Consider the following 317-nt stretch of genomic DNA (forward strand, 5'->3'; position numbering starts at 1 on the left):
GCGAATTGGCGATGGGATTTGTAGAAAGGTTATTCACAGAGGGGAAAAGCCGAGGGAGTGCTTCCCCGCAATAGACATCAAAACTGCTCGATATGTTGCTTTAGCCAAACTTCGGCAGCGTCTTCTGGTACGGTATGGCTGAGCACATCAATGGTCAGGCATTGAGTGATCGCAGTGGCGCCAATGTCAGTCAGTAACGCGTGAGCGTGCAAACCCGCGGCACAAAACGTGTCGTAACTGGAGTCTCCAATTGCCACAACAGCATAGCGAACATCACTCATTTTCGGTGGGGTCGTTTGCAGAGCGTGGATAAAAGG

The 317-nt window shown here is 51.1% G+C and carries 1 protein-coding gene; it reads right to left on the reverse strand.

Features of this window, described 5'->3' with window-relative positions; all coding sequences use genetic code 11:
• Positions 1-77: 77 nt before the first annotated feature.
• Positions 78-317, reverse strand: a 240-nt coding sequence (locus CIK04_RS23455) for a flavodoxin domain-containing protein (RefSeq protein WP_176463411.1), incomplete at its 5' end; no start/stop codon positions are given.

It is taken from the genome of Vibrio sp. 03_296 (genome assembly GCF_002265885.1).